Origin of the sequence: Microbacterium sp. LjRoot45, from assembly GCF_964253325.1 — a bacterium.
Taxonomy (GTDB): Bacteria; Actinomycetota; Actinomycetes; order Actinomycetales; family Microbacteriaceae; genus Microbacterium.
In genome coordinates this window covers 1598373-1623597 of sequence record NZ_CAXUQM020000001.1, presented here as the reverse complement: position 1 = coordinate 1623597, position 25225 = coordinate 1598373, and the positions used below count along the sequence as shown (strand labels likewise).

Genomic DNA, 25225 nt, shown 5'->3' with positions numbered 1-25225 from the left:
GGCCGCACGGGAGGACACACGGTGACGTCGTACTTCGATCACGCGGCGACGACCCCGCTGCGGCCCGAGTCGCGGGATGCGTGGCTCGCCGCGTCCGAGGTGGTCGGCAACGCGTCGTCCGTGCATGGTGCCGGACAGGAGGCGCGACGCATCCTCGAGGAGGCTCGGGAGCGCGTCGCGGCCGTCCTGGGCTGCGATCCCATCGAGGTGGTCTTCACCTCCGGCGGGACGGAATCGATCAATCTCGCGATCAAGGGCGGCTGGTGGTCGCGACGGGAGGGCACCGTCGACATCGTGCTTCCCGACGGCGAGCATCACGCGACGATGGATGCCGTCGAGTGGCTCCAGACGGCGCAGGGCGCGGGCATCCGCACCGTGCCGCTGTCGGCCACCGGAGAGATCCCCGTGGAGGCGTTCACGCAGGCGCTTCCGGGCGCGGCGCTCGCGACCGCGCTCCTGGCCAACAACGAGATCGGCACCGTGTCGGACGGTCCCGGCCTGGCTGCGGCCGCGGCCGCGGCCGGCGTGCCGCTCCATCTCGATGCCGTCGGAGCGGCGGAGTCGGCAGACATCCGCTTCGCCGAGTGGCGCGGCGATGCGCGCGGAGCCGGCGGGCTCGCGACCCTCAGCATCTCGGGCCACAAGGTCGGCGCCCCGGTGGGCACGGGCGCGCTCGTGGTGTCTCGGCACGCGCGCCTCTCACCGCTCATTCACGGGGGAGGGCAGCAGCGCGGCCTCCGATCGGGCACTCAGGACGTCGCGGGCGCAGCGGCCCTCGCGGCCGCGCTGACCGCCACCGCTGCGGCGCGCGAGGACGAGACGATCCGTCTGTCCGCGCTACGGCGCGCCCTCGTCGACGGCATCCTCGCGGCCGTGCCGAGCGCAGAGCTGCTGGGCGACCCGGAGAGCAGGCTGCCGGGCAACGCGCATGTGCTGTTCCCCGGCGCGCGCGGCGAGACCCTGCTGTTCCTGCTCGACCAGCGGGGACTCTTCGTGTCCACGGGTTCGGCGTGCCAGGCAGGAGTAGCGGAGCCTTCTCACGTCGTGCGGGCCCTCGGCCGCGACGATGAGGCCGCGCGCTCCGTGCTCCGGTTCACGCTCGGGCGTACGTCGACGGAAGCAGATGTGGCCACGCTCGTCGAGGCGATTCCCGACGCCTATCGTCGCGCGTCGGCAGCCGCCTCCCGTTGAGCTGCACCTCACGCTGCTCGGGCCGGCCCGGTCTGTCGTTTCGTAGACTGGTGAGATGAGGATCCTGGCGGCCATGAGCGGCGGCGTCGATTCGGCCGTCGCCGCGGCCCGTGCCGTCGATGCCGGCCACGACGTGGTCGGCGTGCACCTGGCGCTCTCCCGAGCCGGCGGCACGCTGCGCACCGGAAGCCGGGGATGCTGCACCATCGAGGACGCGATGGACGCCCGCCGCGCCGCGGATCGCCTCGGCATCCCCTTCTACGTCTGGGACTTCTCCGAACGCTTTCGTGACGACGTCATCGAGGACTTCGTGTCGGAGTACCGCGCGGGACGCACTCCGAACCCGTGCATGCGCTGCAACGAGAAGATCAAGTTCGCCGCTCTCCTCGAGCGCGCCGTCGAGCTCGGATTCGATGCGGTCTGCACGGGACACTACGCGCTCCTGGCGGACGGTCCTGAGGGACGCGAGCTGCATCGCGCATCGGATGCCGCGAAGGACCAGTCGTACGTCCTGGGCGTCTTGACGGCGGATCAGCTCGCCCACACCTACTTCCCTCTCGGTGCGACGCCGACGAAGGCGCTCGTGCGTGCCGAGGCCGCCGAACGTGGACTCACGGTGGCTCAGAAGCCCGACAGCCACGACATCTGCTTCATCCCCGACGGCGATACCCGCGGCTGGTTGGCCGAGAGGGTGGGGACGGCCAGCGGCGAGGTGGTCGATCGCGGGGGCGCAGTGGTGGGCACCCACGAGGGCGCACACGCATTCACCGTGGGGCAGCGCCGAGGCCTCTCGCTCGGGGTGCCGGCACCCGATGGCAAGCCGCGCTTCGTCCTCGAAGTGCGTCCCGTCACCAACACGGTCGTCGTCGGCCCGAAGGAGGCCCTCGCGACGGCGGAGATTGCGGGCGTCCGCTACAGCTGGGCGGGAAACCCCCCGGCGTCGGATTCGTTCGCGTGCGACGTCCAGATCCGTGCCCATGCCGACCCGGTCCCGGCGCATGCCGTCATCGAGAACGGCGTCGTAACGGTTCGGCCCGAAGTCCCGTTCGAGGGTGTCGCGCCCGGCCAGACGGCCGTCCTGTACGCGGGAACCCGCGTCATCGGGCAGTTCACGATCGATCGGACCGTCTCAGCGGTGCCGGTCGATGCGTGAGTTCCGGAGCGTACAGGCCCGAGGCGCGTGTCGGTGGTCGCTCCTAGACTGACGGAGTGACGGACGCCCGAGACCTCTCCGACCTCAGCCTCGACGACGCGCGTGCGGAAGCGACGCGGCTGACCGATCTGATCGTCGACGCTCGCGAGGCCTACTACGGTCGAGATTCCGAGCTGGTCGACGACGCGACCTACGACGGGTGGATGCGCGCTCTCGAGGCGATCGAGCGCGTGCATCCCGAGGTGCAAGGTCAGGACTCGCCCACGTTGAGCGTGGGGGCCGCCGAGAATTCGCTCTTCGCGCCGGTCGAGCACGCCGAACGTATGCTCAGCCTCGACAACGTCTTCAGCGAGGCGGAGTTGCAGGATTGGTGCGTGAAGACGGAGGCCGCCGCCGGGCGATCCGTCCGGTGGCTGATCGAGTTGAAGATCGACGGCCTCGCGATCAATCTCCGCTATGAGCACGGCGTGCTCGTCTCCGCCGCGACGCGCGGCGACGGGCGTGTCGGTGAAGACGTCACCGCCAACGCCATCAAGGTCGCCGGAATCCCGCAGCGCCTCTCCGGCGCGGATCACCCTCCGTTGGTGGAGGTGCGGGGAGAGGTGTACATCCCCGTGGCGGCGTTCGAGAGTCTCAATGCCCTGCAGGCGGAGATGCGTGAGCGCGTGGTGAGCGAGACGCTCGCCAAGGGCGGCGACCTGGAGAAGGCCGAGCGCAGCGCCGCCCGTCGCTTCCCCGCGTTCGCCAATCCGCGCAACGCCGCGAGTGGAGGTCTTCGTCAGCAACTCGAGAAGAAGTCGGGTCTCGAGCGTGAGGCGGGCCAGGCGCGCGTCGACTCGCTGCGGCTGTTCGTGCACGGCATCGGTGCGTGGGCGCAACCCCCTGTGGATTCTCAGAGCGATGTCTACGCTCTGCTGGCCGACTGGGGTCTCCCGACGAGTCCCTACTTCCGCACTGCGGAGAACGTTGAGGGGGTGCAGGAGTTCGTCGCCCACTACGGACAGCACCGTCACGACGTGGAGCACGAGATCGACGGGGTCGTCGTGAAGGTCGATGAACTGGCTCTGCATGACGAACTCGGGGCGACCAGTCGGGCACCGCGCTGGGCGATCGCCTACAAATACCCTCCCGAGCAGGTCAACACGAAGCTGCTCGACATCGTCGTTTCGGTCGGGCGCACCGGTCGGGCCACGCCATTCGCCGTCATGGCGCCGGCGCGCGTGGCCGGCAGCGTCGTCCGTCAGGCCACCCTCCACAACCAAGACGTCGTGAAGGTCAAGGGCGTGCTCATCGGCGACACGGTCGTGCTCCGCAAGGCGGGAGACGTGATCCCGGAGGTACTCGGGCCCGTGGCTGAACTCCGGGACGGTACCGAACGAGCCTTCGTCATGCCCACGCACTGCCCCGAGTGCGGCGCCGAGCTCGCGCCCGCCAAAGAAGGTGACATCGACCTGCGCTGTCCGAACACGCGGACGTGTCCGGCGCAGGTGCGCGGGCGCGTCGAGCACATCGGCTCGCGCGGCGCCCTCGACATCGAAGTGCTCGGAGAGGTGACGGCCGCGGCACTCACCCAGCCGCAGGTGCCCGAGACCCCGCCGCTGGTCACCGAGGCCGGGCTGTTCGAACTCACCCTCGACCAGTTGGTGCCGATCGAAGTGATCGTGCGCGACGCCGAGACGGGGTTGCCCAAGGAGGATGCCGACGGCACCGTCAAGACCAGAAGGCCCTTCCAGCGCAACACCACGGCGGCGGAGCGGAAGGAGGGCATGGAAGGCCCTCAACCGTCATCGGCGGCCCGCAAGCTCCTCGAGGAACTCGAGAAGGCCAAGACGAAGGATCTGTGGCGGTTCCTCGTCGCGCTCAGCATCCGCCACGTCGGACCGGTGGCGGCGCGCGCGCTGGCCCAGTGGTTCGGATCGCTCGATGCGATCCGGGAGGCGAGCCGAGACGAGCTCGCCGCCGTCGACGGCGTCGGCGCGATCATCGCCGACTCCCTGATCGAGTGGTTCGACGTGGACTGGCACCGGGAGATCGTCGAGCGGTGGGCGACTGCGGGGGCGCAGCTCGCGATTCCGGGCCACGCGGGTCCCGGAGCCGCCGCGACCGCGGGAGGAGTACTCGACGGCGTCACGGTCGTCGCCACCGGCTCCCTCGATGGCTATACGCGGGAGGGTGCGCTCGAAGCCATCATGGCGGCGGGCGGGAAGGCTGCGTCAAGCGTCTCGAAGAAGACCGACTTCGTCGCGGCCGGTCCCGGCGCCGGTTCCAAGCTTGCGAAGGCCGAAGCGCTCGGGCTCCGGATCATCGACGCTGCGCAGTTCAAGGTTCTCGTCGAGCAGGGACCGGCAGCGCTCGACTCCGCCGCCTCGGAGGCCGTCGGCGACCATCTGGCGGCGTCGGAGAGCGACTGACCTCGATCAGTGTCCGTCCGGCTGCGACAGCCGGAGCAGCGACTCTTTGACCTGGCGTCGCAGCACCTTTCCGATGAGCGACTTCGGCAGCTCATCCACCACGAACACCCGCCGGGGCACCTTGTACGGCGTGAGCACGCCCCGGACGAACTCGCGGATGCCGTCGATGTCCGGCGAGGAGACGCCGGGCACCAGAACGACGGCCGCGACGACTTCCTCGCCCGAATGCTCGCTGGGGAGGCCGACCACAGCGGCATCCTCCACCTGCGGATGCTGGCGCAGCGCATTCTCGACCTCGGTCGGAGCCACGTTGAAGCCGCCCGTGATGATGAGCTCCTTGATGCGGTCGACGATGCGGACGAAGCCTGCCTCATCGATCGTCACGATGTCGCCCGTGCGGAACCAGTCATCGACGAACACCGCGTCGGTCTCCTCGGGCTTGCCGTAGTAGCCGGAGAACACTTGGGGTCCGCGGACGAGCAGCTCGCCACGATCGCCGGCGGGCACATCGCGGGTGGGATCGTCTGGATCGACGACTCGGCATTCTGTTCCCGGCAGCGGAAGACCGACGGTCCCGGGAACGCGGTGGTCGGCGACGGGATTCGCCATGAGCACGGGTGAGCACTCGGACAGTCCGTAGCCCTCGACGAGGTAGCCTCCGGTCTCCTTCTCGAACGGCACGACCAACTCGTGGGGCAGCGCCATCGCCCCGGAGATCGCCACCTCGGTGCCCTGCAGCGAGACGCCGGCCTCCTTGGCCGCCGCCAGCAGTCTCGACGCGATCGGTGGCACGAGCGGGAGGAACGTCGCCGGATGCTTGCGGGTGACGGCCAGCACCATGTCCGGATCGAAGCGGGGGAACAGCACCAGTCGTGCACCCATGGACATCGCGAAGGCGACGCACAGCGTGAGCCCGTATGCGTGGAACATCGGCAGGACCGCGTACACCACGCAACCCGGGCCGCGTCGGATCGACGGTACCCACGCGCGGGCCTGAGCCGCATTGGAGAGGAGGTTCCGGTGGGTGAGCATCGCCCCCTTCGGCGTCCCGGTCGTGCCACTCGTGTACTGGATGATCGCGAGATCGTCCGTCCCCGGAGAGGGATGCCCGGCGGGGAGGGGCGGCGTGCGGACGAGTCGATCCCACGGCACGGCACCCTTCACGCGGGAGGTCAGTGCTGCGCGCGACTCGCGCGCCCTGGCGACGGGCAGACGAAGAGCCAACCGCAGCGAGAGCGGCATCGCCTCGGTGATGTCGACGCTGACCAGATTCCGCACGGCGATGTCGGCGGGGAACTGCTGCACCGTTTCGACGGCCTTGCTCCACACGATCGCCGTCTTCGCACCGTGGTCCTCGAACTGCTTGCGCATCTCACGGGGGGTGTAGAGGGGGTTGTGCTCTACGGCGACGGCGCCAAGACGGAGGATGGCGTAGAACGCGATGATGTGTTGCGGGCAGTTGGGGAGCACGATCGCGACGGGGTCGCCCGCACCCACCCCCAGGGCTTTGAGCCCCGCGGCGGCCCGGTCGATCGCGTGCTGCAGTTCCCGATAGCTCGTGTCGCGACCGAAGAACTGGAGCGCGGTGGCATCCGGGTAGTCGCGTGCAGAGGCGGCGACGATGTCGACCAGCGATCCGGAGACGGGTGCGAGATCGTCCGGCACGCCCGGTGCGTAGCTGGCGATCCATGGTCGGGCTGGCTCATAAGCGGTCGTCACGCGCTCAGCCTACGGCTGCACCCGGGTGGACACACCCCGCCCGGGCCGGAGGTGGCGCGGGCCGGTAGGCACGGGTGCGCTGCGGGCCGCAACTAGACTGTCGTGGTGTCGGAAATCAGCCCAGATCTCGTGCGCCATCTCGGCGTACTCGCCCGCATCCAGCTGAGCGACGAGGAGGTGGACCGCCTTACCGGGCAGCTCGCCGTGATCGTCGACAACATCGCGAAGGTGTCGGAAGTCGCGACAGCGGACGTCCCCGCGACCAGCCACCCGATCCCGCTCGAGAACGTGTACCGCCCCGATACGGAGGGCGACATGCTCACCCTCGACCAGGTGCTGCAGAATGCGCCGGACTCCGCCGATGGACGCTTCCGCGTCACCGCGATCCTGGGGGAGGAGCAGTGAGCGACGACCTGACCCGACTGACTGCCGCCGATCTTGCCGCCCGCCTCGCGACGGGCGAGGTCTCGAGCGTCGAGGCGACACGCGCCCACCTGGAGCGGATCGCCGCTGTCGACGCCGACGTGCACGCGTTCCTTCACGTCAACGCCCACGCGCTCGACGCGGCCGCCGACGTCGATCGCCGCCGTGCGGCGGGGGAGCAGCTGGGCGAGCTCGCCGGCGTTCCGCTCGCGGTGAAGGACGTCCTCGTGACGACCGACATGCCGTCCACGAGCGGCTCCCGCATTCTCGAGGGATACATGTCGCCGTACGATGCGACCGTGGTCGCGCGCTCGCGCGCCGCCGGCCTCGTCCCGCTCGGCAAGACCAACATGGACGAGTTCGCCATGGGTTCCTCCACGGAGCACTCGGCCTACGGCCCGACGCGGAACCCGTGGGACCTCGACCGCATCCCGGGCGGGTCGGGCGGTGGGTCTGCGGCCGCCGTCGCCGCATTCGAGGCGCCGCTCGCGCTGGGATCGGACACGGGCGGCTCGATCCGCCAGCCGGCGCACGTCACCGGCACGGTCGGGCTCAAGCCGACCTACGGCGGTGTGAGCCGCTTCGGGGCGATCGCCCTGGCATCCAGCCTCGATCAGGTCGGTCCGGTGTCGCGTACGGTGCTGGACTCCGCTCTGCTGCACGATGTGATCGGTGGCCATGACCCGCATGACTCGACGTCACTCGCGGAGAGCTGGCCGTCGTTCGCCGCTGCGGCTCGCGAAGGCGCGTCGGGTGAGGTCCTGAGGGGTCTCCGTGTCGGCGTCATCAGCGAGCTCCCCGATTCCGGCTTCCAGACGGGTGTGTCCTCGTCGTTCCGCGCCGCGCTCGCCCTGCTGGAGGCGCACGGCGCCGAGATCGTAGAGATCAGCGCGCCGCACTTCGAGTACGGCGTCGCCGCCTATTACCTCATCCTCCCGGCGGAGGCGTCGAGCAACCTCGCGAAGTTCGACTCGGTGCGCTTCGGCATGCGTGTCGATGTTCCGGGCGGCACCGTCGAAGACGTCATGGCCGTCACCCGCGACGCGGGGTTCGGCGACGAGGTGAAGCGCCGGATCATCCTGGGCACCTACGCCCTGTCGGCTGGCTATTACGACGCGTACTACGGCAGCGCGCAGAAGGTGCGCACCCTGATCCAGCGCGACTTCGACGCGGCATTCGGGAAGGTCGACGTCATCGCGACACCCTCCGCACCCACGACGGCCTTCCGCCTCGGGGAGAAGATCGACGACCCGCTGCAGATGTACCTCAACGACGTGACGACCATCCCCGCCAACCTGGCAGGGGTCCCGGGGATCTCCCTGCCGTCGGGTCTGTCGGAAGAGGACAGCCTGCCGGTCGGCATCCAGTTCCTCGCTCCCGCGCGCGAGGACGCTCGCTTGTATCGCGTCGGTGCGGCCCTCGAGGCTCTGCTGGTCGATAAGTGGGGCGGACCGCTCCTGGACAGGGCCCCCGCCCTCGGCACGGAAGGAGGGGCGCGCTGATGGCGAAGGCTGCCCTGATGGACTTCGAAGAGGCACTCGAGCGCTACGAACCCGTGCTCGGATTCGAAGTGCACGTCGAGCTCAACACCGCGACGAAGATGTTCTCGTCCGCCGGAAACCCGGCCCATCCCGCGCATCACGACGCGGCCCCGAACACGTTGGTCGCGCCCGTCGACATGGGCCTGCCCGGCTCGCTGCCGGTCGTGAACGAAACGGCTGTGCGCTACTCCATTAGTCTCGGGCTGGCGTTGGGCTGCTCGATCGCACCGTCGAGTCGTTTCGCGCGGAAGAACTACTTCTACCCGGATCTCGGGAAGAACTATCAGATCTCGCAGTACGACGAGCCGATCGCGTTCGAAGGATCCGTCGAGATCGAATTGTCCGACGGAACGCGGGTCGAGGTTCCCATCGAGCGTGCCCACATGGAGGAGGATGCCGGCAAGCTCACCCACGTCGGTGGTGCCACGGGGCGCATCCAGGGCGCCGAGTACTCCCTCGTCGACTACAACCGCGCGGGCGTGCCGCTCGTCGAGATCGTCACCAAGCCCATCTTCGGCGCGGACCGTCGGGCGCCGGAAGTCGCGAAGGCCTACGTGGCGGCGATCCGCGACATCGTGCTGTCGCTCGGAATTTCCGAAGCGCGCATGGAACGCGGCAACCTCCGTTGCGATGCGAACGTGTCGCTACGGCCGCGTGTGGCCGAGGGGGAGCCGCTTCCTCCGCTGGGCACCCGCACGGAGACCAAGAACGTCAACTCCATGCGCTCCGTCGAACGGGCGGTGCGCTACGAGATCCAGCGTCAGGCGGCCATCCTCGCGGCCGGTGGGTCGATCGTGCAGGAAACCCGGCACTGGCACGAGGACACCGGCACTACTTCGCCCGGTCGACCCAAGTCGGATGCCGACGACTACCGCTACTTCCCGGAGCCGGATCTGCTCCCCGTGGCCCCGTCGGACGAGCTGATCGCCGAACTGCGTGCGGCGCTCCCCGAGGCTCCCGCCGCGCGGCGCCGTCGACTGAAGGCCGAGTGGGGATTCACCGACCTCGAGTTCCAGGACGTCGCGAACGGCGGCCTGCTCGCAGAAGTCGCCGCGACCGTCGAGGCGGGGGCCAGCCCGGCCGCAGCCCGCAAGTGGTGGACCGGCGAGGTCTCCCGCATCGCGAACAGCCGAGGGGTCGAGGCCACTTCTCTGATCGCGCCGTCCGACGTCGCCGCTCTGCAGCACCTCGTCGACGACGGCACGCTGACGGACAAGCTGGCACGTCAGGTCCTCGAAGGCGTCATCGATGGAGAGGGATCGCCGCAGACGGTGGTCGATGCGCGGGGCCTGGCGGTCGTCTCCGACGACGGTGCCCTCATCGCGGCGATCGATGAGGCCCTCGCCGCACAGCCGGACGTCCTCGCGAAGATTCGTGACGGCAAGGTGCAGGCAGCGGGTGCGGTCATCGGTGCGGTCATGAAGGCCATGCGCGGTCAGGCGGATGCCGCCCGCGTGCGCGAACTGGTGCTGGAGCGCGCGGCACAGTGAGTTCTGGCGCGGGCCGGGGCCGATGTCCCCGGTCTGCGCGAGAATGAGGTCATGGGACGCGGCGACGGATCAGGGCGCATCGTCTCCGCACCCGGCGCGGACGACTCCGGCACCCGGATACTCCACGTCGACATGGATGCGTTCTATGCATCCGTGGAGGTGCTCGACGATCCTTCGCTGAAGGGGAAGCCGATCATCGTCGGCGGTGTCGAAGGTCGCGGTGTGGTGGCGAGCGCATCGTATGAGGCGCGGCGTTTCGGCGTCCGCGCGGCGATGTCGGTGGCTCAGGCACTTCGGCTCTGCCCGACCGCGAGCGTTGTCGTCCCGCACTTCGAGCGGTACTCCGCCCTGTCGCGTGAGGTCATGGGGATCTTCCACGAGATCACGCCTCTCGTCGAGCCGCTGTCCATCGACGAGGCCTTCTTGGACGTCGGGGGTGCAAGACGCCTGTGGGGCAGCCCGGGACACATCGCGGTGATGCTGCGCGAACGGGTCTTGGCGAAGACCGGTCTCACCTGCAGTATCGGGGTCGCGTCCACCAAGCACGTCGCGAAGATCGCCTCCACGCTCAGCAAACCTGATGGACTTCTCATCGTGCCGCACGACGACACGCAGCGCTTCCTCGCCGCTCGTCCGGTTCGCGCTCTCTGGGGCGTGGGGCCGAAGGCTGCCGAATCGCTGGAGAACCGCGGCATCCGTTGGGTGGCCGATGTGATCGCGGCCCCGCGTCCGGTGCTGGATCGGGCCCTGGGACAAGCCATGGGAGAGCGGGTCTGGCAGCTGGCGCACGGGATCGACCCACGCGAGGTGGAGACCGTGCACGTCGAGAAGAGCGTCGGGCATGAGGAGACCTTTCTCGAGGACGTCACAGACCCCGCGATACTGAGGACGGAGCTTCGCCGACTGTCCGACCGAGTCGCAGCACGGCTCCGGAACGGTGGCTGGGAGGCCCGCACGATCGCCGTGAAGGTGCGATACGCGGACTTCACGACGGTTTCCCGCTCCGTGACCCCCTCCGAGGCGACCAACGTCGGACAGCGCATCGGGGAGATCGCGATCGGGCTGTTAGACGATCTCTCCGTCGATCAGCCGGTGCGCCTCATCGGCGTGCGCGGCGAGAAGCTGCGATCGAGCGGCGACGGCGGACTTGCGCTGTGGGACGACGACGCGGATTGGCGTGCCGTCGACGAGGCACTCGACGGCGCGCGCGCCCGGTTCGGTCGCGCTGTGGTGACGCGCGCCAGCGTCCTCGGCCCTCGACGCGACGTCAACGCACTTCCCACCAACCCTCGCCTGCCCGCGGATACCGGCAGCGACGTCGACGACTGAGCCGTCGCGCGCAGAAGCGCAACCCCCTGAGCGCTCGCGGCACGCGAGGGCTACGGTGGAGGCATGCCCAACCTCGCACTGGAACTCGGCAAGCAGGCCGCAACACTCGGCGTCACGAGCGTGTACGGCGAACAACAAGACGTCGACGGCATCCGGCTGATCCCCGTCGCATTGTCCTGGTCCGGCTTCGGTGCCGGCGAAGACACGCAGGGCAACGGGGGAGGCGGAGGCGGTGGTGTCGCGGTTCCCCTCGGCGCGTACGTGCGGAAGGGGGACGATCTGAGGTTCGAGCCCAACCTGGTGTCACTCGCCGCGATCGGCATCCCTCTGCTGTGGGTCGCCGGGCGAGCGCTGAGCCGCGTCATCCGTGCGCTCAAGCGCTGACAGCGATCCCAGCGAGGCGCTGAGCGCCGCAGCGGACACGATCGTTCACGCAGCACGGCATCACACGCGGCCGGTGGTGCTGATCGACGGACGTTCGGGGGCGGGCAAGACCACCCTGGCGCGGCTGGTCGGCATGCACCTGGATGCCACGGTCGTCGCCCTGGATGCCATCTACCCGGGGTGGGATGGGCTCGCCGAGGGCGTGGATCGGGCGCGTCGCGGCGTGCTCGAGCCACTCTCGCGAGGCGAGTCCGGCACGTGGCAGCGCTGGGACTGGCACCGCAGCGTCGAGGGAGGACGCGAGCGCGTTCCCGGTGATCGCGCTCTGGTGTTGGAGGGCGCCGGCATCCTCACTCCCGCGACCGCGCAGCTGAGTGACGTCCGCGTGTGGGTAGAAGCCCCTGCGGAGCTCAGAAGGCAGAGGGCGCTGCGGCGCGACGGAGACACCTACCGTCCCCACTGGGATCGATGGGCGCGTCAGGAAGAACAGCATGTTCGCGACCACGAGCCCATGTCGCTCGCGACGTTCGTCGTCACCGTGAATGGGTCCGCCCGAGAAGCCTCGACCCACGCGGTGACCGCTCGTCAGTCATCGAGTGCGCGCACGAGTCCATCGAGTCGGTAGCCCAACCAGTCGTAGATCCCGAAACGCGGATCGTCGTCAGCGTGGTCGTCCTCATCGCGGATGCCGAGTCGCGCTGCCATGACGAGTCGAAGGGATGCCAGCGTCCGCAACCAGGCGGCCGCCTGCGTCTCGTCCATGGCGACGGTATGCGTACGCTCCAGCTCAGCCGGTTCGAGGTCGGAAACGGCGACCCGGCGGCCGTCGATCTCGAGGGTGCCGGCAACGATGCGGCAGTCCGCGCGCCGACGCGCGAGCAGGTCGCCTTCGGTGAGGGAACGGAACTCTTCGGCGGCCTCGGGGTCATCGCGATACGCGTCCGGCACGAGGCGCGCGATGGCCGGATCGTCGGTCGAACCCGCCGCAAGCAGATCGTCGAACTGCGCGAGGAGCTCCGCCAGGTGTGCCGCCTCGAGGGCGGTGATCTCCCAGACGACGATGCGCTCGCTCATCGCTCTCCCTTCCTGACCGTGGCCCACAGGCCGTAGTCGTGCATCGCCTGGACGTGCAACTCCATCTGCTCGCGCGCCCCCTCCGCGACGACAGCGTGGCCGCGATGATGGACGGCGAGCATCAGCTGCTCGGCGCGATCCGCCGAGTAGCCGAAGTATTCGCGGAAGACACGCGCCACGTAAGACATCAAGTTGACCGGGTCGTTCCAGACGACGGTCTGCCACGGAGGAGCCAGGCTCGTATCGCTGAGTTCTTCGACGACCTCGAGGGGGAGCGTCATGCCCACCCCAGCTCGTGCAGCCGCTCGTCGTCGATTCCGTAGAAGTGCGCGATCTCGTGGACCAAGGTCGTGTGCACCTCGTCGCGCAGCGCTCCGAGATCATCGCAGGCATCGAGGTGTGCGAGCCGATACACGATGATGCGATCGGGGAGTTCCCCCATTCCGTAGCGGTCGCGGTCGGTGAGGGCGAGGCCGTCGTACAGTCCGAACAGATCGAGCGAGCCGTCTTCGGGGAGGTCCTCGACGACGAAGACGACGTTGTCGAGCCCGCTCAGCATCTCGTCGGGAAGGCGGCCCAACTCATCGGACACGAGAGCCTCGAACGCCTCGGCATCCATCTCGATCATCGCCACGCCTCACGGGAGATGTACATGGGGTGAGTAACGGGACTTGAACCCGCGACCCCCTGGACCACAACCAGGTGCTCTACCAACTGAGCTATACCCACCATGCGCCCGCATGCGGGCAACCACACGATTGTATTACAGCCCGGAGGCGTACGACGACACGGTGGCGGCGGACAGTTCGCGCGCCACGTCGCTCGTCGGGCCGGGCTCCGGAACGAACACCGCCTCGCGATAGTAGGCGAGCTCGCGAATCGACTCGCGAATGTCCGCCAGCGCCCGATGTCCGCCGTCTTTCGTCGGCGCCTGGAAGTAGGCGCGGGGGTACCACCGACGCGACAACTCCTTGATGCTCGACACGTCGACGTTGCGGTAGTGCAGCCAGCGATCGACGCGCGGCATGTACCGTGCGAGGAACATGCGGTCGGTGCCGATCGTGTTCCCGGCCAACGGCGCCTTGCCCTCCGGCACGAAGCGCTGGATGTACTCGAGGGACTGGAACTCAGCCTCTGCGACGCTCACGCCATGAGGGATCTCCTCGAGGAGTCCCGACGTCCGATGCATCTGCGTGACGAACTCGTTCATGTGATCGAGTGCTGACGCGTCCGGCTTGATGACCACCTGGAACCCCGGATCGAGGATGCGCAGCTCATAGTCGGTCACGATGATGGCGATCTCCACCAACTGGTCGGCTGCCAGGTCGAGCCCGGTCATCTCGCAGTCGATCCACACGAGACGGTCGTTCTCCGCTGCAGCCACCATGGGCCCATCCTAACGACGGGATGCGACTTCGAAGCCGCTGGCAGCCTGGGGTTGTCCCTCCAGGAGGATTCGAACCCCCGACCTGGCGGGTAGAAACCGCTCGCTCTATCCACTGAGCTATGGAGGGAAGTGGGACCTCTCTACCGTACCGTTCACACGCGGTTCGAACCCCACCCATGGCGCAGCCCTCGCTACCGGCGTAGCGTACGAGGCGTCGAAAGGAGTGCGTGATGACGACCATTGCGACATCGACCCTCTGGCTCGCGTACGGCGCCGACGGCCAGGTCGTCGGCAGCATTCGCCGGGCGGACGGTGAGTACACCGTGACGATCGCGGGCGCGTCCTCGTCGGTGGGGACCTACCCCTCGATGGACATCGCGAAGAGCGCCCTTCACGGACACCTGCCTCCCGGCTCCGATTGGCCGCGCTTCCGAGAGCACTGATCGGCCGTAGCCCGTGCACGGGCTGCCGAGACGCGTCAGACGGTTGCGTCCGAGGGTTGCACGACGGGTGCGACGACCGGTGGACGCCGATCGAACCAGGGCAGGGTCACGTGCACTGCCGGGCCGATCAGTACCGCGAAGAGCACGGTCCCCAGGCCGACCGTGCCCCCGAGCAGCCACCCGGCCACCAGGACGGTGGATTCGACGCCGAGCCTCGCGGCCCAGATCGGCCAGCCGAAGCGTGCGTTGAGTCCGGTCATCAGGCCGTCGCGGGGGCCCGGGCCGAAGCGCGCCCCGATATATAGGCCCGACGCCAGCGCGACGATGGCGACACCTCCCAGGAAGACGAGCAACTGCGCGACGAAGCCCTCCGGCGCGGGAAGGAGATCGATCGCGAACTGCATGGCCGTGCCGACGAGGAGGATGTTGGCGATCGTGCCCACGCCGGGCCGCTGACGAAGCGGGATCCACGCCAGGAGCACGAGGAAGCCCACGATGTTCGCGACCCAGCCGATGCCGATGCCGGTCTGACGAGAGATCCCCTGCGCGAACACCGTCCACGGGTCGAGGCCGATGCCCGCTTCGACCATGACGGCGCACCCGACGCCGAAGAGGACGAGGCCGAAGAGAAGCTGCACGGATCGAAGCACCATGAGGACATCCAATCGCACAATTGGACCTTGCGTCGCAGTCCAATTGCTCTATCGTGGCCCCATGGACTCGCGGATCACAGCGCGCACCCTCGCGCATGCCCTGGGCGGTTGGCGCACGCGCGAGCCGGCCTACGAGGCGCTGGCAGACGGCATCCGCCTGCTGTGCCTCGACAATCGGCTCGCGCCGCGCACGGCTCTGCCGGCTGAGCGCGAACTGGCCGGCGCGCTCGGAGTGAGCCGCACGACCGTCGCCGCCGCCTATCGCAGTCTTCGCGAGTCCGCCCATATCCAGAGCGTTCGCGGTTCCGGGAGCGTCACGCTCCCGCTGGGCGGACGTGCTCACGGGCGAGGGCACGTCGGCGCGGACGAGATCGATCTGACGCAGGCAAGTCCCGCAGCGTGGCCGGGACTCGCGGGAGTGATGAGCGACGTCGCACAGGATGCCGCGGCTCTCGTGGCACGGGCCGGCTACGACATCATCGGGTCCGCGGAGCTTCGTGCGGCGATCGCGGACCGCTACAAGGCCCGCGGCATCCCGACCTCCCCCGACGAGATCCTGGTGACGACCGGAGCGCAGAGCGCCATACACCTGCTGTCCGAGGCGCTGGTGCGACGAGGCGACAGAGCTGCCATCGAGACGCCGACGTACCCGCATGCGGCCGAAGCGCTCCGCGCCGCTGGCGCGCGTCTGGTGAGCATCCCCGTCCACGTCGATGACGGGTGGGACCTCGATCGTGCGGCTCAGGCGCTCTCCCGAACCCGCCCCGCCCTCGCCTACCTCATGCCTCAGTTCCACAATCCGACGGGTCGCACGATGACGCCGACGGAACGGGCATCCATCACTCGCGCGGCAATGGTCGCAGGGACGACCCTCGTCATCGACGAGACGACCGCTGAGCTCGCCATCGAACCGCAGCCCGTCGACCCTCCGACATGGGAGTCGGCCTCGGTGATACGGGTCGGATCGCTCGGCAAGACCGTCTGGGGAGGGCTCCGGATCGGATGGATCCGCGCTGGCCGTGACCGCGTGCGTGAGCTCGCCGCTCTTCGCCCGCCGCGCGAGCTCGGTACTCCGGAGTTCGAACAGGCAGTGGCGACGCGACTCCTTCCTCGGATGCCGGAGATCTTGGCCCAACGCTCGCTCCTCCTGCGTGCCGGACGCGATGCACTGGTGGACGCGCTGCGCGAGCGTCTGCCGGAGTGGCGCGTGCCTGCGGCTGCCGGGGGAGTGTGCGTATGGCTGGAACTGGACGCTCCGCTCAGCTCTGGGCTGGTGATAGCGGCCCGCACACACGGCGTGCATCTGTCGGCGGGCCCGCGCTTCTCTCCCGAGGGCGGACACGAACGGCAGCTCCGCATACCGTTCACGGCACCGCCGGATCAGCTGCGCCGCGCCGTCGACGTTATCGCCGAGGTATGGCCGGTCGTGCGCGCAGCCGCCCCCACCATGGCGACGGCACCGGTCGGAGCCGTCGTGTGACTTTCCCTCACCGCGACCATCGCAGGCACTGGACAGCCTCCTCAGGGCTCCAGAAGGCACCCACCTCGACGAACCTTCGCGCCCGCACGGAGAATCGCAAGGCGACATAGCGCCAGCCGTTTCCGGCGTCGTCTGACCGGATGTGCCCGATGATGCGGCCGTCGTGCGACGTCGCGCGCCACAGTCGCGCTGTGGCACGAATCAATCGGACACCGCCGATGGTCGCGGGAATCTGGTCGGCCGTTGCGGCGGCGATCGCGCTCATGTCAATTCTCCTTTCGCGCGGAATCGAACATAGCTTCGACCACGGACACCCACGCCGAGTTCGGCTTCTCCCCAAGGGCCCGATCCGCCGGTGAGTCCACAGTGCGCCACCGCATGCCCTCCTGACGGAGTCCCGGGTGCAAATCTGATCGCGTCGGGATGGGCCCGAAAGAACAGGAGATCGAGAATGAGCGATCACATCACAGTGGTAGGGACCGTCGTCAACGATCCGGAGCGGCGTCAGACGAGCGCGGGGGTGCCGATCATCAACTTCCGTCTGGCGAGCAACGTCCGCCGTCGTGACGAAGCGACGGGGACGTGGGTCGACGGTCACACCAATTGGTACGCGGTCTCCGCCTACCGCGGGCTGGCCGAACACGCGCTCGAATCGGTGCGCAAGGGGCACCGCGTGATCGTCTCGGGCTCCTTCAAGCTCCGGGAGTGGGAAGCCAACGGCAGGCAGGGGGTCGCCGCCGAGATCGACGCGGTCTCTCTCGGCCATGACCTGTTGTGGGGCACGACGGTCTACCGGCGTTCGGCGGAGTCGTCGCCCGCCGGGCCGAACGCCGGCGCGTCGACGGCAGGGGAAGCCGGGCCGGCAGTCCATGCCGATCTGTCAGAGTCATGGGCGCCGGTGCCGGGGGAGGAGGCGACGCCGTACTGAGGCGGGCAGTGACGCGTCCTAGACTCGGTTCGTGCATCGCCACCCGAAGTCCGCGCACCGGAAGTCGCGTCAGCCCGCTCACCGAGGCATGCTCGTCGCGTGTGGTGTTCTGGCCGTGGCGGTGACGACGGGGTGCGCGCCCACCGCACCGAATGCGTCGACGACTGCTTCAGCCACCCAGACAGCGAGCGCGGTGACGCCGACTCCCTCACCCACGGGCCCCGCACTCGTTCCTGACGGCGACGCGAGCGACAACCTGCCGCTCTTCACCGAAGTCATGGATGCCGTGTGGGACACCGATGACCGCGTGAAGGGACGCGCGTACGTCGATGCGTTGGTCGAGGCCGGCTTCGACAAGCGCGACATGGAGGTGACGCGAGACGAGACGTCGGTCGGGCTTCCTTCCGACAGCATCCAGTTCTCGGTGCGGTGGGACGACGAGTGCATCGTGGGCCAGGTCGGCCCGTCCACGAAGCGTCCCACCGCGGTCGTGCTGCCGACGCTGCCGACGGGCGCGTGCCTGGTAGGGGAGACGCGGCCCATCGACTGGTGACACGCACCGTAGACTTGGTTCGTTATGGCTGAGTACATCTACTCCATGGTCCGTGCCCGCAAGGCGGTCGGCGAGAAGCTCATTCTCGACGACGTCACGATGGCTTTCCTCCCCGGCGCGAAGATCGGGATGGTCGGCCCGAACGGTGCCGGCAAGTCGACGATCCTCAAGATCATGGCCGGCCTGGATCAACCGTCCAATGGCGAGGCGAAGCTCTCGCCGGGCTTCAGCGTGGGCATCCTCATGCAGGAGCCCGAGCTCGACGAGTCCAAGACGGTCCTGGAGAACATCCAGGACGGCATCGCCATCAAAGCCAAGGTCGATCGTTTCAACGAGATCTCCGGCCTGATGAGCGACCCCGACGCCGACTTCGACACGCTTCTGGCCGAGATGGGGACGCTGCAGGAGGAGATCGACGCGGCTGACGCGTGGGACCTCGACTCGCAGCTCGAACAGGCCATGGATGCCTTGCGCACCCCGCCCGCCGACGCCGCCATCGCACCGCTGTCGGGTGGTGAGAAGCGTCGTGTTGCGTTGGCGAAGCTCCTCCTGCAGAAGCCCGACCTCCTCCTGCTGGACGAGCCCACGAACCACCTGGATGCCGAAAGCGTGCTCTGGCTGGAACAGCACCTCACCTCGTACAAGGGCGCCGTCATCGCGATCACCCACGATCGGTACTTCCTCGACAACGTCGCAGAGTGGATCGCCGAGGTCGACCGCGGCCGCCTCATCGGCTACGAGGGCAACTACTCCACCTACCTGGAGAAGAAGGCCGAGCGACTCGACATCCAGGGCAAGAAGGACGCCAAGCTCGCCAAGCGACTGAAGGACGAGCTCGAATGGGTGCGTTCCAGCGCCAAGGGGCGTCAGACCAAGTCGAAGGCCCGACTGGCTCGGTATGAAGAAATGGCAGCGGAGGCGGAGCGCACGCGCAAGCTCGACTTCGAGGAGATTCAGATCCCGGCGGGTCCGCGGCTCGGAAGCGTCGTCATCGAGGCGAAGAACCTGTCGAAGTCGTTCGGCGACCGCAGTCTCATCGACGGCCTCAGCTTCAGCCTTCCCCCGAACGGCATCGTCGGCGTCATCGGTCCGAACGGTGTCGGCAAGACCACGCTCTTCAAGACCATCGTCGGGCTCGAGCCGCTCGACGGCGGTGACCTGAAGGTCGGCGAGACCGTCAAGATCAGCTACGTCGACCAGAGCCGCTCCAACATCGACCCGCAGAAGACGCTGTGGGAGGTCGTCTCCGACGGCCTGGACATCATCACCGTCGGCAAGACGGAGATCCCCTCCCGTGCGTACGTGTCGAAGTTCGGCTTCAAGGGCCCTGACCAGCAGAAGAAGGCCGGTGTCCTGTCCGGAGGTGAGCGCAACCGTTTGAACCTCGCGCTCACCCTCAAGGAGGGCGGCAACCTGCTCCTTCTCGACGAGCCCACGAACGACCTCGACGTCGAGACGCTGGGCTCACTGGAGAACGCTCTGCTGGAGTTCCCCGGCTGCGCCGTCGTCATCACCCACGACCGGTGGTTCCTCGACCGGATCGCGACGCACATCCTCGCCTACGAGGGCACCGACGCGAATCCCGACAAGTGGTACTGGTTCGAGGGCAACTTCGAGGCCTATGAGGCGAACAAGGTGGAGCGCCTCGGCGCCGAGGCCGCTGCCCCGCACCGGTCGACGCACCGCAAGCTGACGCGTGACTGACATGCCGCACGTTCCGGAGGTCGGCGGCAACACCGCCAACCTCCGGCTTCACGTCCCGATCCACCTCCGCTGGGGCGACCTCGACGCGTTCAATCACGTGAACAACACGTCGATGCTGAAGCTCCTCGAAGAGGCGCGCGTGCGCGTGTTCTGGGTGCCCGAGTCGGGTGACACGGCCCCGAGCACGGCGGTCATCGAGAGCGGCATCGCCGCGGGCGTCCTGACGCTCATCGCCCGGCAAGAGATCGAGTATCTCGCCCCCGTGCCCTACCGTCGCGAGCCGCTGGACATCCAGATGTGGTTCGGCAAGATCGGCGGATCGAGCATCGAGGTCTGCTACGAGGTCTACAGCCCGGCAACGGACACGCCTCAGACGCTGTACGCCCGGGCGACGTCGGTCGTCGTGATGGTCGATGCCCGCACGGGTCGCCCGCAGCGCCTCACTGACACCATGCGAGAGGCATGGTCGCCCTATCTCGGAGACCCGCTCATCTACGGTCACCGACGCTGAGCGGTCACCGCATCACGGCACGCGCACCATGATCTCCTGTGCGACCGAGGCGACGAGCTCACCGTCCCTGGTGAAGAGCCGCCCCGTCGACAGTCCTCGCCCGCCGCGCGCACTCGGGGACTCCTGCACGTAGAGGAGCCAGTCGTCGGCTCGCGCGGGTCGGTGCCACCACATCGCATGGTCGAGGCTGGCGACCTTGAGTCCCTGACGCGCCCACGTCACCCCATGAGCGCGCAACACCGGCTCCTGAATCGTCAGATCGCTCAAGTATGCGAGCACCGCGCGGTGCAGCGCGGGGTCATCGGGAAGCGATCGCCGCGCCCGCATCCACACCGCCTGCCGCGGCTCCGCGTCCGGCAGTCCCACTCCATAGAGGTCGCCGCTGACGTGCAGCACCTCGATAGGGCTCTCGTCGAGAAGCCTCCGGCTCATCGGCTGAACGGTGGAGGCCGGCCGTGCCCTTGCCACCTCCTCGGGCGAAGGGATGCCGTCCGGCATCCGCTCCTGATGCTCGAGCCCCGGATCCTCCCGCTCGAAGGAGGCGATCATCGAGAAGATCGGCACGCCCTCCTGGAACGCCTGCGTTCGACGTGTGGAGAACGAACGCCCGTCGTGAATGCGGTCGACGGAGAAGGTGAGACCCTGCGTCGCGTCGCCCGGGCGCAGAAAGTAGCCGTGCATCGAGTGCGGGACGCGATCGTCGTCGGTCGTCCGGTCGGCCGCGACGATGGCTTGCGCGAGCACCTGACCGCCGAAGATCCGGCCGCTCGGCATGGGATGCGATGTCCCCGTGAAGATGTCTTCTGTGGTGCGAGCCGCGCTCGACGCCAGATCGAGCACCGCCAGCATCGCGTCGACAGGATCGAACTCGCTCGCCATCTCATCTCCGATCCGGCGCTCCGACGGCACCCGTTGGTAGTTTAGGGCGGGTGTCATCCCGTCTCCTGTTCGCCGATCCCTTCGCGGCATCCGACGCCCTCACCTTCGCGCAACGGGCGGCGCGACTCGGGGATGGGCTCGTGCGGCTCCGTGCCGACAACGGCGTCATCGGCGTGACGTCGGCGCCGCTGGCGCCCGAGTCTCTGCTGGACGAGACCCCCACGATCCTCGGCATGCGATTCCTGTCGGTCGACCCGGAACTCGTGTGCGACCTCGTCGTGGAGGCGGCGAGCCTGACGGTCGACGGCGCATCTACGACGTCGCTGGTGCTGCCCGACACTGCTCGTTCCGCGCCGTGGGCGGGAATCTCGCCGCCCCGCGGCGGTTGGGAGATCGCCGATGAGATCACCGCCGCGACGCTCGCCGCCCGGGCGCAGCACGGCATCGCGGAGGTGGCGGAGTCGATGCCTGCGGAGCCTGGGGCCGACGTGGTGCGAGCGGTGCGGGCTCGCGTGTGGGGCCGTAGCGACGACGATCTCGCGGGCCTACCCCTGGGGGTCGCGTTCGCGGCCTTCTCGTTGGGGTTCATCGCGGGCGAGGAGACCGCCACGATCCGCCGCAGCGGCCCCTGGACGCGCCTGAGCCTGTCCCGCGGTCACGTGCTGACCCGCAGCACCGTCCGCGCAGGACTCACCGCGGTGCGCGCGACCGGCGCCGCGGACTGACGGCCTCAGCCCGCGGCCGCGGCACGACCGGCGATCCGCCCCGAGAAGAGGCAACCGCCGAGGAACGTGCCCTCGAGCGCCCGGTAGCCGTGCACGCCGCCCCCACCGAAGCCGGCCGCCTCTCCTGCCGCGTAGAGCCCCGGTACAGGGGATCCTTCACTGTCGAGAGCGCGTGCAGAGAGATCGGTCATCATTCCGCCGAGGGACTTGCGCGTGACCACGTGCAGTTTGACGGCGATGAGCGGGCCGGCCGACGGGTCGAGCAGCCGGTGCGGCGACGCGGTGCGAATGAGCCGATCCCCGCGGAACGCTCTCGCAGATCGCAGCATCGCGATCTGCGCATCCTTCGTGAAGTCGTTCGCCATCTCCCGATCGCGCGCGACCACCTCTTCGCGCACTCGATCACCGTCGAGGACGTCGCCCCCGGGCAGCGCTCGCATCCCGTCCACCAGTTCATCGAGCGTGCGCTTCACGACGAAGTCCGCACCGTGGTCGAGGAAGGCCTGCACCGGCCCCGATGCGCCCTTGCCGAGGCGTGACTTCAGCAGCAGGCGGACGTCCTTGTCGGTCAAGTCCGGGTTCTGCTCGCTGCCCGAGAGGGTGAACTCCTTCTCGACGATCGACTGCGAGAGCACGAACCACGAGTGGTCGTGACCGGTAGCCCGCAGATGCGCGAGGGTGCCGAGGGTGTCGAAACCGGGGAAGAGCGGCACGGGAAGCCGCCGGCCGGTGGCATCGAGCCACAGCGAGGACGGGCCAGGGAGGATCCGGATGCCGTGAGAGGGCCAGATCGAGTTCCAGTTCTGAATGCCTTCGACGTAGTGCCACATCCGGTCGCCGTTGATGAGCCGCGCTCCGGCCGCTTTCGCCACGGGCTGCATCGATCCGTCGACGTACGCGGGCACGCCGGCGAGCATCGTCGCAGGCGGCGTACCGAGACGTTCGGGCCACTGGGAGCGGACGAGCTCATGGTTCCCGCCGATCCCACCCGACGCGACGATCGTCGCGGACGCGTCGATCTCGAACGATCCGACGACATCGCGAGCGGAGCGCACACCGCGAGGTGCCCCGGAGGGCGCGAGCACGTCGCCGCTCGCTCCGACGACGGTGCCGTCCGTGGTCGTCAGCGCAGTCACCCGGTGCCGCGGCAGCACGACGAGCCGTCCCGCCGACTCTGCCTCCTCCACGGCTGCTTGGAAGGGAGCGACGACACCTGGACCCGTACCCCACGTGACATGGAACCTCGGCACGGAGTTTCCGGGCCCCGTGGCGGTGTAGCCGCCGCGCTCCGCCCAACCGACGACGGGGAAGAATCCCACGCCCCGCTGACGCAGCCAGGACCGCTTCTCCCCGTGTGCGAACTCGAGGTAGGCCTCCGCCCAGCGACGCGGCCACGCGTCCTCGTCCCGGTCGAACCCGGCCGTGCCGAACCAGTCCTGGCGTGCGAGGTCGAGAGAGTCGCTGATGCCCACTCGCCGCTGTTCCGGAGAGTCGACGAAGAAGAGGCCACCGAACGACCAGAAGGCCTGACCGCCGAGGTTGGTCCTCGGTTCCTGATCGACGATGACGACCCGCCGACCGGCGCCGACCGCCTCGGCGGCCGCGACGAGTCCGGCAAGGCCCCAACCGATCACGAGGACATCGGTCGAGTGGCGTGTGGACGCGGCAGCAGCGGTCATGACGACTCCTTCGTCGTATCCGGATGGACGGGGAGAGAACCTGCCGGCCGGTCGCCCTGGGCAGGCCCGATCCCCGTCGGCTCGAAAGTGTTCACCATGGCGAACGCGGCCCGCTGGAGGTAGTCCCACAGGGTCGCCTCATGCAATGGGGGAAGGTTCAGCTGGTCGACCGCGGTCCGCATGTGGGCCAGCCAGCGGTCCCGCGCGTCGGGGTTCACATGGAACGGCATGTGGCGCATCCGAAGTCGAGGGTGACCCCGACGCTCGCTGTAGGTCGTCGGTCCGCCCCAGTACTGCTCCAGGAACAGCGTCAGCCGCTCCGCCGCAGGGCGCAAGTCCTCTTCCGGATACATGGGAGCCAGTACCTCGTCGTCGGCGACACCTCGGTAGAAGGCGTCGACGAGCCGCACGAAGGTGTCGTGTCCGCCCACTTCCTCGTAGAAGCTGAGGCGTGCGTCGTCACTCATGCGGACGGATCCTTCGTCTCGTCCGCCTGCGGTACGGCATCCGTCGTGCCCTTCCGCTTGGGCCGCCACACCGGCTTGGCATCGGGCGCGGCCACCGGCGTGGGCTTGGTCTTGGGCGGGTTCGCGCCACGCACGCGCTGCGCGCCCTCCAAGCCGGAGAGGGTGATGGAGTTCAGCTGCGGAAGCGTGATCCCCATGTCGTCCATCGCGCGCTTGAGCCGCATGCGCAGTTCACGGGCGACATCGTCCTTCGCGTTGGCGCGCGTCTTCATCACGAGACGGATGACGAGAGCATCGCCCGACACGGACTCCAACCCCCAGACCTCGGGCTGCTCGATGACACGGGTACGCCACTTCGGATCTTTCGCGAGTCCCTTAGCCGAGTCGAGCATCGCCTTCTCGACGTCCTCGATCACGGCATTGGCCGGCACAGCGAGATCGATGATCACGCGCGACCACCCCTGGGACATGTTCCCGATCCGCGTGATCTCGCCGTTCCTCACGTACCAGAGGGTGCCGTTGACGTCGCGGACATGCGTGATCCGCACGCTCACGTACTCGACGATCCCGGTCGCCAGGCCGAGGTCCACGACATCGCCGATTCCGATCTGATCCTCCGCGACGATGAAGATTCCGTTGAGGACGTCCTTCACGATGTTCTGCGCGCCGAAGCCGAGGCCCGCGCCGATAGCGGCGGACAGGAGGGCGAACGAACCGAGGATGTTCTCGTTGATCACCTGGACGGACAGGAACAGCGCGATGATGACCAGTGTCACGTTCACGATGTTCTGCAGGATCGTCCCGAGCGTGCGCGTGCGCTGGACCAGGCGCACCTGTGCGAGCGGGGATGCCTCGATGGCTCGCGTGTCATCGACGTTGGCCTTCGACTTCGCCCCGGCGACGATCCGCTTCACGACCCGCCGGATGACGAGGCGGAGGATCCACGCCAGCAGGAGGGCGCCGACGATGATCGCCGCGATCCCCAAGGCCCGCAGCCCGATGTCGGCGGCTATGCGGCCGAGGTCTGCCCAGATCCCGGAAGTGGTCGCCGTGCCCGGGTCGGTGGAATCGAGTCTCATCGCCACGATCCTAGCCAGGGCC

At 68.5% G+C, this 25225-nt stretch carries 27 protein-coding genes and 2 tRNA genes; 16 read left to right on the top strand and 13 right to left on the bottom strand.

Going from position 1 to position 25225, the window contains the following annotated elements; translation table 11 throughout:
- Positions 1-21: 21 nt before the first annotated feature.
- From ACSQ18_RS07690 to ligA, 3 genes are read left to right on the top strand one after another with little or no spacing between them, the layout of a single operon-like run.
- Complete coding sequence (locus ACSQ18_RS07690) at positions 22-1191, top strand: cysteine desulfurase family protein (protein ID WP_436036579.1); 1170 nt, start codon at positions 22-24, stop codon at positions 1189-1191.
- Positions 1192-1246: 55 nt separating this feature from the next.
- Entirely contained in the window at positions 1247-2344 is a 1098-nt protein-coding gene (gene mnmA, locus ACSQ18_RS07685) for a tRNA 2-thiouridine(34) synthase MnmA (RefSeq protein WP_436036578.1), read from the top strand.
- A gap of 56 nt (positions 2345-2400) precedes the next feature.
- Complete coding sequence (ligA, locus tag ACSQ18_RS07680; RefSeq protein WP_436036577.1) at positions 2401-4755, top strand: NAD-dependent DNA ligase LigA; 2355 nt, start codon at positions 2401-2403, stop codon at positions 4753-4755.
- Positions 4756-4761: 6 nt separating this feature from the next.
- Here ligA and ACSQ18_RS07675 read toward each other — a convergent pair whose 3' ends face one another.
- Positions 4762-6474, bottom strand: a complete 1713-nt coding sequence (locus ACSQ18_RS07675) for a long-chain-fatty-acid--CoA ligase (RefSeq protein WP_436036576.1) — start codon at positions 6472-6474, stop codon at positions 4762-4764.
- Positions 6475-6579: 105 nt separating this feature from the next.
- Between ACSQ18_RS07675 and gatC the strand changes: the two genes are divergently transcribed.
- The 6 genes from gatC to ACSQ18_RS07645 all read left to right on the top strand — a co-directional run bounded on the left by gatC (position 6580) and on the right by ACSQ18_RS07645 (position 12266).
- Positions 6580-6879 (top strand): Asp-tRNA(Asn)/Glu-tRNA(Gln) amidotransferase subunit GatC, encoded by a 300-nt coding sequence (gene gatC / locus ACSQ18_RS07670; RefSeq protein WP_436036575.1) that lies wholly within the window; start codon positions 6580-6582, stop codon positions 6877-6879.
- The gene (gene gatA / locus ACSQ18_RS07665; protein WP_436036574.1) at positions 6876-8399 is read left to right on the top strand and encodes an Asp-tRNA(Asn)/Glu-tRNA(Gln) amidotransferase subunit GatA; all 1524 of its coding nucleotides are present in this window, start codon (positions 6876-6878) and stop codon (positions 8397-8399) included. Before gatC ends, gatA begins: the two co-directional genes overlap by 4 nt.
- Entirely contained in the window at positions 8399-9928 is a 1530-nt protein-coding gene (gatB, locus tag ACSQ18_RS07660; protein WP_436036573.1) for an Asp-tRNA(Asn)/Glu-tRNA(Gln) amidotransferase subunit GatB, read from the top strand. The genes gatA and gatB overlap by 1 nt, the downstream gene beginning before the upstream one ends.
- Before the next feature lie 51 nt (positions 9929-9979).
- Positions 9980-11257 carry a DNA polymerase IV gene (dinB, locus tag ACSQ18_RS07655; RefSeq protein ID WP_436036572.1) on the top strand — a complete coding sequence of 426 codons (1278 nt, stop codon included), beginning with the start codon at positions 9980-9982 and terminating at the stop codon, positions 11255-11257.
- A 63-nt stretch (positions 11258-11320) separates the two neighbouring features.
- Positions 11321-11641, top strand: a complete 321-nt coding sequence (locus ACSQ18_RS07650) for a hypothetical protein (RefSeq protein WP_144807969.1) — start codon at positions 11321-11323, stop codon at positions 11639-11641.
- Entirely contained in the window at positions 11625-12266 is a 642-nt protein-coding gene (locus ACSQ18_RS07645; RefSeq protein ID WP_436036571.1) for a hypothetical protein, read from the top strand. The genes ACSQ18_RS07650 and ACSQ18_RS07645 overlap by 17 nt, the downstream gene beginning before the upstream one ends.
- Here ACSQ18_RS07645 and ACSQ18_RS07640 read toward each other — a convergent pair.
- The 6 genes from ACSQ18_RS07640 to ACSQ18_RS07615 form a co-directional block, all read right to left on the bottom strand.
- A complete protein-coding gene (locus ACSQ18_RS07640) occupies positions 12227-12715 on the bottom strand; it encodes a DUF2017 family protein (protein ID WP_436036570.1) in 489 nt (162 codons plus the stop codon). The genes ACSQ18_RS07645 and ACSQ18_RS07640 overlap by 40 nt on opposite strands.
- Positions 12712-12996, bottom strand: coding sequence for an ATP-dependent Clp protease adapter ClpS (gene clpS, locus ACSQ18_RS07635; protein WP_436036569.1), 285 nt, complete (start codon positions 12994-12996; stop codon positions 12712-12714). The genes ACSQ18_RS07640 and clpS overlap by 4 nt, the downstream gene beginning before the upstream one ends.
- Positions 12993-13343: a metallopeptidase family protein gene (locus ACSQ18_RS07630; RefSeq protein ID WP_436036568.1), complete on the bottom strand. Its 351-nt coding sequence runs from the start codon at positions 13341-13343 to the stop codon at positions 12993-12995. The genes clpS and ACSQ18_RS07630 overlap by 4 nt, the downstream gene beginning before the upstream one ends.
- Before the next feature lie 25 nt (positions 13344-13368).
- Positions 13369-13444: transfer RNA gene (locus tag ACSQ18_RS07625), tRNA-His, on the bottom strand.
- 34 nt (positions 13445-13478) lie between these two features.
- Positions 13479-14102, bottom strand: a complete 624-nt coding sequence (orn, locus tag ACSQ18_RS07620; RefSeq protein WP_436036566.1) for an oligoribonuclease — start codon at positions 14100-14102, stop codon at positions 13479-13481.
- 54 nt (positions 14103-14156) lie between these two features.
- Positions 14157-14229: transfer RNA gene (locus tag ACSQ18_RS07615), tRNA-Arg, on the bottom strand.
- A 103-nt stretch (positions 14230-14332) separates the two neighbouring features.
- On the opposite strand from ACSQ18_RS07615, the gene ACSQ18_RS07610 reads away from it, so the two are divergent.
- Positions 14333-14545 (top strand): methyltransferase, encoded by a 213-nt coding sequence (locus ACSQ18_RS07610; RefSeq protein WP_144807964.1) that lies wholly within the window; start codon positions 14333-14335, stop codon positions 14543-14545.
- 35 nt (positions 14546-14580) lie between these two features.
- On the opposite strand, the gene ACSQ18_RS07605 is transcribed toward ACSQ18_RS07610, so the two are convergent.
- On the bottom strand, positions 14581-15198 hold the full coding sequence (locus ACSQ18_RS07605; protein WP_436036565.1) for a YczE/YyaS/YitT family protein: 618 nt from the start codon (positions 15196-15198) through the stop codon (positions 14581-14583).
- A 61-nt stretch (positions 15199-15259) separates the two neighbouring features.
- On the opposite strand from ACSQ18_RS07605, the gene ACSQ18_RS07600 reads away from it, so the two are divergent.
- A complete protein-coding gene (locus ACSQ18_RS07600) occupies positions 15260-16678 on the top strand; it encodes a PLP-dependent aminotransferase family protein (protein ID WP_436036564.1) in 1419 nt (472 codons plus the stop codon).
- A gap of 7 nt (positions 16679-16685) precedes the next feature.
- On the opposite strand, the gene ACSQ18_RS07595 is transcribed toward ACSQ18_RS07600, so the two are convergent.
- Positions 16686-16943: a hypothetical protein gene (locus ACSQ18_RS07595; RefSeq protein WP_436036563.1), complete on the bottom strand. Its 258-nt coding sequence runs from the start codon at positions 16941-16943 to the stop codon at positions 16686-16688.
- A gap of 186 nt (positions 16944-17129) precedes the next feature.
- On the opposite strand from ACSQ18_RS07595, the gene ACSQ18_RS07590 reads away from it, so the two are divergent.
- From ACSQ18_RS07590 to ACSQ18_RS07575, 4 genes are all read left to right on the top strand, one after another.
- Positions 17130-17606, top strand: coding sequence for a single-stranded DNA-binding protein (locus tag ACSQ18_RS07590; RefSeq protein ID WP_436036561.1), 477 nt, complete (start codon positions 17130-17132; stop codon positions 17604-17606).
- A 193-nt stretch (positions 17607-17799) separates the two neighbouring features.
- Complete coding sequence (locus ACSQ18_RS07585; RefSeq protein WP_436036560.1) at positions 17800-18159, top strand: DUF6993 domain-containing protein; 360 nt, start codon at positions 17800-17802, stop codon at positions 18157-18159.
- Positions 18160-18183: 24 nt separating this feature from the next.
- The gene (gene ettA / locus ACSQ18_RS07580) at positions 18184-19863 is read left to right on the top strand and encodes an energy-dependent translational throttle protein EttA (RefSeq protein WP_436036559.1); all 1680 of its coding nucleotides are present in this window, start codon (positions 18184-18186) and stop codon (positions 19861-19863) included.
- Between the two features lies 1 nt (position 19864).
- Positions 19865-20374 (top strand): acyl-CoA thioesterase, encoded by a 510-nt coding sequence (locus ACSQ18_RS07575; protein ID WP_436038402.1) that lies wholly within the window; start codon positions 19865-19867, stop codon positions 20372-20374.
- Between the two features lie 12 nt (positions 20375-20386).
- On the opposite strand, the gene ACSQ18_RS07570 is transcribed toward ACSQ18_RS07575, so the two are convergent.
- Positions 20387-21253 carry an acyl-CoA thioesterase gene (locus ACSQ18_RS07570; RefSeq protein ID WP_436038401.1) on the bottom strand — a complete coding sequence of 289 codons (867 nt, stop codon included), beginning with the start codon at positions 21251-21253 and terminating at the stop codon, positions 20387-20389.
- A 50-nt stretch (positions 21254-21303) separates the two neighbouring features.
- Here ACSQ18_RS07570 and ACSQ18_RS07565 point away from each other — a divergent pair, with 50 nt between their 5' ends.
- The gene (locus ACSQ18_RS07565; protein ID WP_436036558.1) at positions 21304-21978 is read left to right on the top strand and encodes a hypothetical protein; all 675 of its coding nucleotides are present in this window, start codon (positions 21304-21306) and stop codon (positions 21976-21978) included.
- A 5-nt stretch (positions 21979-21983) separates the two neighbouring features.
- Here the strand turns inward: ACSQ18_RS07565 and ACSQ18_RS07560 are convergent, their stop codons facing one another.
- The 3 genes from ACSQ18_RS07560 to ACSQ18_RS07550 are packed head-to-tail and all read right to left on the bottom strand — an operon-like array spanning position 21984 to position 25203.
- Positions 21984-23657 (bottom strand): FAD-binding dehydrogenase, encoded by a 1674-nt coding sequence (locus tag ACSQ18_RS07560; RefSeq protein WP_436036557.1) that lies wholly within the window; start codon positions 23655-23657, stop codon positions 21984-21986.
- Positions 23654-24124, bottom strand: coding sequence for a globin (locus ACSQ18_RS07555; RefSeq protein WP_436036556.1), 471 nt, complete (start codon positions 24122-24124; stop codon positions 23654-23656). The genes ACSQ18_RS07560 and ACSQ18_RS07555 overlap by 4 nt, the downstream gene beginning before the upstream one ends.
- On the bottom strand, positions 24121-25203 hold the full coding sequence (locus ACSQ18_RS07550; RefSeq protein ID WP_436036554.1) for a mechanosensitive ion channel family protein: 1083 nt from the start codon (positions 25201-25203) through the stop codon (positions 24121-24123). Before ACSQ18_RS07550 ends, ACSQ18_RS07555 begins: the two co-directional genes overlap by 4 nt.
- Positions 25204-25225: the final 22 nt, after the last annotated feature.

Coding starts and splice junctions, on each gene's coding strand:
- mnmA (WP_436036578.1), top strand. CDS start 1,247: ATGAGGATCCTGGCGGCCATGAGCGGCGGCGTCGATTCGGCCGTCGCC.
- gatB (WP_436036573.1), top strand. CDS start 8,399: ATGGCGAAGGCTGCCCTGATGGACTTCGAAGAGGCACTCGAGCGCTAC.
- dinB (WP_436036572.1), top strand. CDS start 9,980: ATGGGACGCGGCGACGGATCAGGGCGCATCGTCTCCGCACCCGGCGCG.
- ACSQ18_RS07650 (WP_144807969.1), top strand. CDS start 11,321: ATGCCCAACCTCGCACTGGAACTCGGCAAGCAGGCCGCAACACTCGGC.
- ACSQ18_RS07640 (WP_436036570.1), bottom strand. CDS start 12,715: ATGAGCGAGCGCATCGTCGTCTGGGAGATCACCGCCCTCGAGGCGGCA.
- clpS (WP_436036569.1), bottom strand. CDS start 12,996: ATGACGCTCCCCCTCGAGGTCGTCGAAGAACTCAGCGATACGAGCCTG.
- ACSQ18_RS07630 (WP_436036568.1), bottom strand. CDS start 13,343: ATGATCGAGATGGATGCCGAGGCGTTCGAGGCTCTCGTGTCCGATGAG.
- orn (WP_436036566.1), bottom strand. CDS start 14,102: ATGGTGGCTGCAGCGGAGAACGACCGTCTCGTGTGGATCGACTGCGAG.
- ACSQ18_RS07610 (WP_144807964.1), top strand. CDS start 14,333: ATGACGACCATTGCGACATCGACCCTCTGGCTCGCGTACGGCGCCGAC.
- ACSQ18_RS07605 (WP_436036565.1), bottom strand. CDS start 15,198: ATGGTGCTTCGATCCGTGCAGCTTCTCTTCGGCCTCGTCCTCTTCGGC.
- ACSQ18_RS07600 (WP_436036564.1), top strand. CDS start 15,260: ATGGACTCGCGGATCACAGCGCGCACCCTCGCGCATGCCCTGGGCGGT.
- ACSQ18_RS07595 (WP_436036563.1), bottom strand. CDS start 16,943: ATGAGCGCGATCGCCGCCGCAACGGCCGACCAGATTCCCGCGACCATC.
- ACSQ18_RS07590 (WP_436036561.1), top strand. CDS start 17,130: ATGAGCGATCACATCACAGTGGTAGGGACCGTCGTCAACGATCCGGAG.
- ettA (WP_436036559.1), top strand. CDS start 18,184: ATGGCTGAGTACATCTACTCCATGGTCCGTGCCCGCAAGGCGGTCGGC.
- ACSQ18_RS07575 (WP_436038402.1), top strand. CDS start 19,865: ATGCCGCACGTTCCGGAGGTCGGCGGCAACACCGCCAACCTCCGGCTT.
- ACSQ18_RS07570 (WP_436038401.1), bottom strand. CDS start 21,253: ATGGCGAGCGAGTTCGATCCTGTCGACGCGATGCTGGCGGTGCTCGAT.
- ACSQ18_RS07560 (WP_436036557.1), bottom strand. CDS start 23,657: ATGACCGCTGCTGCCGCGTCCACACGCCACTCGACCGATGTCCTCGTG.
- ACSQ18_RS07555 (WP_436036556.1), bottom strand. CDS start 24,124: ATGAGTGACGACGCACGCCTCAGCTTCTACGAGGAAGTGGGCGGACAC.
- ACSQ18_RS07550 (WP_436036554.1), bottom strand. CDS start 25,203: ATGAGACTCGATTCCACCGACCCGGGCACGGCGACCACTTCCGGGATC.